The organism is Candidatus Nanopelagicales bacterium, assembly GCA_018003655.1.
GTDB lineage: Bacteria > Actinomycetota > Actinomycetes > S36-B12 > UBA10799 > JAGNDY01.
Genome location: JAGNDY010000115.1, coordinates 1 through 4,894, shown reverse-complemented (window position 1 = coordinate 4,894; position 4,894 = coordinate 1). Strand labels below are relative to the sequence as shown.

General features: G+C 64.6%; 4 protein-coding genes. 1 reads left to right on the top strand and 3 read right to left on the bottom strand.

Going from position 1 to position 4,894, the window contains the following annotated elements; translation table 11 throughout:
* Positions 1–118: 118 nt before the first annotated feature.
* The 3 genes from KAZ48_10690 to KAZ48_10680 form a co-directional block, all read right to left on the bottom strand.
* Entirely contained in the window at positions 119–1,861 is a 1,743-nt protein-coding gene (locus KAZ48_10690; protein ID MBP7973257.1) for a DEAD/DEAH box helicase, read from the bottom strand.
* 81 nt (positions 1,862–1,942) lie between these two features.
* Positions 1,943–2,755, bottom strand: coding sequence for an alpha/beta hydrolase (locus KAZ48_10685; GenBank protein MBP7973256.1), 813 nt, complete (start codon positions 2,753–2,755; stop codon positions 1,943–1,945).
* Positions 2,756–2,976: 221 nt separating this feature from the next.
* Complete coding sequence (locus tag KAZ48_10680) at positions 2,977–3,564, bottom strand: TetR/AcrR family transcriptional regulator (GenBank protein ID MBP7973255.1); 588 nt, start codon at positions 3,562–3,564, stop codon at positions 2,977–2,979.
* Positions 3,565–3,686: 122 nt separating this feature from the next.
* Between KAZ48_10680 and KAZ48_10675 the strand changes: the two genes are divergently transcribed.
* A complete protein-coding gene (locus KAZ48_10675) occupies positions 3,687–4,493 on the top strand; it encodes a crotonase/enoyl-CoA hydratase family protein (GenBank protein MBP7973254.1) in 807 nt (268 codons plus the stop codon).
* Positions 4,494–4,894: the final 401 nt, after the last annotated feature.

Below are 4,894 nucleotides of genomic sequence, written 5' to 3'. Positions count from 1 at the left end.
TGGGTACCGACTGACAGCACGACAGCGATGCACAGCACCAACCATCGGGTCCCGCGCCAGCCCAACGTCACGGGATCAACCTAGGGCGTCGGTACCGCGCAACGCACCCAGAGCAAACTCAGTGCCGATCCAATCGGGCCTTGACTTTGCGACCTTGCAATCGGGTGCTGTTGAGCGCCGCAATGACCATCTTTGCCGAGTCGGCTGGAACCTCGACAGTGGTGAAGCGCGGCGCGATGTCGATGCCGCCAATGTCGGAGCCAGCCAGTCCCGTCTCGTTGGCGATCGCACCCACTACGTCTTGAGGTCGAACGCCAGCGTCCCTGCCAAGGCCTAGGTAGAGCCGCTTCTTACCTGCTCCGGGCTTGCCCCCACGCTTCTTGTCTGCACCACTCTTTCCATCCCTTTTCTTGCCACCGGACGCCTTGCGGTCATCGTCGCTGTGGCGATCGCGTCCCCGGGAACCCTTGCGGTCAAAGGACTTCTTGCCACCGGACTGATTGGCGAACCCCGGCTGCGGGATCACCTCCTCGTCGGCCTCACCGACGGTGCTCACGTGAGCCATCTTGATGGCCGCCAGCGCGACCCGCTCCACGTCGAACTCCTCGGTCAGCGAGCCGAGGACGCCCCGGTAGTGGTCAAGGTCGCCGTCCCGACAAACGCGCTCGAGGGCGGCCCGAGTCACCTCCTGGCGACGGGTTCGAAGGTCATCGGTCGTCGGCAACGTACCGATGCTGATCTTCTGTTTGGTGCTGCGCTCGATCGCGTTGAGCTGCCTGCCCTCGCGGGGCTCGGCCAACGTGATCGCAACGCCCTCGCGCCCTGCGCGACCGACCCGGCCCACCCGGTGCACGTAGGACTCCGGCGCGGCTGGCACGTCGTAATTGAACACGTGAGTCAACTGTTCGACGTCCAGCCCGCGGGCAGCGACGTCGGTGGCAACCAGCAGTTCGGCGCTACCGCTGCGCAGTCGTCCCATGACCCGGTCACGCTGACCCTGGTCCATGCCGCCATGCAACGCCTCCGCGCGGTAGCCGCGGGCATTGAGGGTCTCGGTCAGGTTGTCGACGTCGGCGCGCGTCCGGCAGAACACCAAGGCTGCCGTGGGCATTTCGATATCGAGGATGCGTCCAAGCGCAGCCGCTTTGTAGGGCCTCGCGACGATGTAGGCAGTCTGCGTGGTCGTGGGTCGTTCGCCCTCGGGAACCACCTCGCGCGCTATCTCGATCCGCCCCGGATTCTGAAGGTGGCGTTCGGCAATCCGAATGATGCGTTTGGGCATCGTCGCGGAGAACATCACCGTCTGCCGGTCGGCGGGCGCTGCGGTAAGGATCGTGTCGATGTCCTCGGCAAAACCCATATCGAGCATCTCGTCAGCCTCGTCGAGCACCACGGTGTCGATGTCGTCAAGCTTGAGGTAACGCCGCTCGATCAAATCCATTGCCCGCCCTGGCGTTGCCACGACGATGTCGACGCCACGCTTCAGTGCTGCCACCTGGCGTCCAACCGGCTGACCGCCGAAGACCGGCAGTGTTCGCACTCCATACGGTCGGCCATAGCGGTGGACGGCCTCAGCCACCTGCATACAGAGTTCTCGAGTCGGCGTCAGGACCAGCGCGGTTGGTAGGGCACCCTTGTGCGGACCGTCGCCGCCAGCGCGCCGATTGAGAATCGGCAGGGCAAATGCTGCCGTCTTCCCGGTACCGGTTGCGGCTTGGCAGAGCAAGTCACCACCTTCGAGCATTGCCGGAATAGCGCGCTGCTGGATGGGTGTGGGTGCCTCGTAGCCGAGGTCGGCGAGGCAGGTAGCCAGTTCCGGCTCAATACCTAGTGCCGCGAAATCGTTGTCGTGGGTACTCATGGCTCTCGTCTCTGTTCACGGTGCCGACGCTCGGGCCACTCGTGCCCTCTATCCCACCACGACGGATCGCCCGGCACCTAATCAGCGCAAATCGGAAGTAGGGCTCTGCACAGCCGCAACGAAGTCAGCGATCAGATCGCTGACTTGATCCGCCGCTTCGATGTGCGGGTAGTGCCCTTGACCGCTGATCACCTCAACCTGCGCTGCCAGCACGTAGCGCTGCACCAGCTCCACCCAGGGCGACACGCGCCCGGCGGCCAGTGGCGTTCTGACTAGCTCGGCCGTCATCGTCGTGCTCTGGATCGCCAGCAACGGGACCCGCACCGCTGCCAGGGCTTGCTCGGCGCTGCGAAGGTCCCAACCGACAATGCTGGCGAATAGTGGCGCGCCCACCTCCGGCGACAGCGCCAACCCGCGAGCGATGACGGCGGCTTTCAGTTCTGGGTCGCTGGAGCCGATGAACATGTTCTCGAAGAAATCTCGAACGAATGGCTCATATCCGTCGCCTCGCAACGTTTCGACCATCGCACGCTCGGCGTCGTCGGGATTCCCTCCGCCAGCACGACTGCCGTCGAGCAGCACCAAACCAGCAACCCTGTGCGGCGCTTCCAGGTAGGCCTGCAGGATCACGCGGCATCCCATGCTGTGCCCGACGAGGACCGCTGGCGGCAGATCCAAATCAGCTAGCAACGAGCCCACATCGGCGCCGAACGCCTCGATCGAAAAGCCCCCAGCACCAGCGGGAGCACCACCGTGTCCGCGCAGATCACAGGCGACGACCGTCGTTTGTTCAGCCAGCCGGTCGAACTGCGCTTGCCAGTCCGAGGAGTCGCAGGCGAATCCGTGCACGAACACGACCGCTGGGGAGCCGGTGCCAGCTTTGTGGAACTGCATGCGGTCGAGTCCTCCCAGGGCACGGATCGGCGGTAGCTCGCCGCGCACCGCGTCCGCGCCAGTCTGCTTCGAGCGCCACCGCAGTTGCCACCGGGACACTCATCTCGCCCAACGCGGCAAGACGAACCTGTGATGGTGGATTGTCGACAGCAGACGTTGATAATCCACCATCACAGATACAAACCTCCCTGTTCCGGGCAAATCGAGGTCTGCGGGTGTCGTCAGGTGGATCGATTCCGCTTCGGAAGGATCTGTTCCACTTGCGCCTGCAAGGCAGCAATGACATCTCGCAATGCCGTCGGCTCCCCGGACGCGCGGCACAGCAGCAGGGCACCTTCCACGGCTGCAACCGTCAGTGTCGCGAAGCGCGTCGCGTCGGCCGGAGCAGCGCCTGCCGTCTGTAGGCAACTCGCGAGCGCCAACTGCCACCGCTGGAACACCTGGGTGGTTACCGCGCGAAGCTGACCGTCCGGATCATCAGCGGCCATGGTCACCGCCGCGACTGGGCACCCGGGCCGCAGTGCGCCGCCGAGGACGATGCGTTCGGCCAAGCCACCCAACCGTGCGAGTGCCTCTTGCGGATCGTGATCAACGCACTCACGCTCGATCAACTCACTGATCCGACCGCCGGTGCGCTCGACTACCTCGGCAGCAAGCTGCGACTTACCGCCCGGAAAGTGGTGATAGATCGATCCGCGGGCGGCATCAGCTCGAGCGACGACATCCCGGAAGCCGGTGCCGTCGTACCCGCGATCACGGAAGAGCTCCGTGCCAGCGACGAGCATCCGCGTCCGGGTATCGGTTCCCATGGACCCTCCAAAGCGTGACTATGACGAGTGTCCTACTCTAGCGTCATGGTCACTAGGACGGTCGTCCTAATTCCTCGTATGCGCACCGTGTCACCGCGGGCGCCTAAAAGTACGGAGCAAGCATGGACACTGAACGCACCGACGATCCAGCAACAGTCACCGTCGAGTTGGTCGACCACGTCCTGCACATCGGCTTGAACCGGCCGCACAAGCGCAATGCCTTCGACCAAGCGATGCTGGCCGAGCTCGCTGCGGCATACGGTCGCTTGGAAGACGATCCCGAAGCCTGGGTCGGCGTGCTGTTTGCCCACGGCAAGGACTTCACTGCGGGCCTGGATCTCGCGCAGGTGGCCGGTCCAATCCTGGAGGGCGACACCAGCTACCTCGACGCTCCCGCGATCGATCCGTGGGGGCTGACCGGAAGGGCACGAACCAAACCGATCGTCGCTGCCGCCCAGGGGCGATGCCTGACCCTTGGCATCGAACTTCTGCTCGCTTCCGACATCCGGGTGGCGGCCAACGACACCACGTTTGCCCAGATTGAGGTGCTGCGAGGGATCTACCCATTCGGCGGGGCGACCATCCGGTTCACCGCGCAAACCGGTTGGGGAAACGCCATGCGCTGGATGCTCACCGGCGACGAATTCAACGCCGCGGAAGCACTGCGTATCGGACTGATCCAGGAGTCAGTCGAGCCGGGTACCCAAATCGACCGTGCGGTCGAACTGGCCGAACGCATCGCCCAAAGGGCGGCGCCCCGCGGCGTGAGCGCAACTTTGGTCTCTGCTCGACGAGCGCTGGTCGAAGGTCCACAGGCGGCAGCAGATGCCCTGCTGGCTGACGTCGCAGACCTACTCAGGAGCCCAGACGCAATGGAAGGCCTGCAGTCATTCCTCGAGCGTCGGCCCGCCGTCTTCACCGGTCGATGATCAGCGGTCGCGCGGACGGGAACGTCCCGGCCTGCGGATCGAGTCGTGTCGGCGAGGTGACGCATTCAGTGACGAATCCCCATCCGGCGGGTCTCGGGGTCGGAATCCGTCGGAATCCTACGCAGCGTAACTGAATGGCTGTATACGACCAGTCGGATACAACTAAGAGTAATCACCCGTTTGGAGTAGAAGCGACTTACAGACCGCTGGGGGCGCCCCGATGGCGGCAGTATGGCAAGGCGGAATCGCACCCTCGTGCGCGCGATGATCGCAGCGGCAGCCGCTGCGACAGCCGTCACGGCCCTTGCTCCGCCCGCAGGAGCAGCGCCAGTCACCGGGTTGCGCGGCCTACCTTCCGCAACCGCGTCGGACGGGGCATCCATCGGCGACTGGTACGTCGT

Excerpts from the sequence above, each read along its gene's own strand:
- KAZ48_10690 (MBP7973257.1), bottom strand. The coding sequence starts at position 1,861 with ATGAGTACCCACGACAACGATTTCGCGGCACTAGGTATTGAGCCGGAA.
- KAZ48_10685 (MBP7973256.1), bottom strand. The coding sequence starts at position 2,755 with ATGCAGTTCCACAAAGCTGGCACCGGCTCCCCAGCGGTCGTGTTCGTG.
- KAZ48_10680 (MBP7973255.1), bottom strand. The coding sequence starts at position 3,564 with ATGGGAACCGATACCCGGACGCGGATGCTCGTCGCTGGCACGGAGCTC.
- KAZ48_10675 (MBP7973254.1), top strand. The coding sequence starts at position 3,687 with ATGGACACTGAACGCACCGACGATCCAGCAACAGTCACCGTCGAGTTG.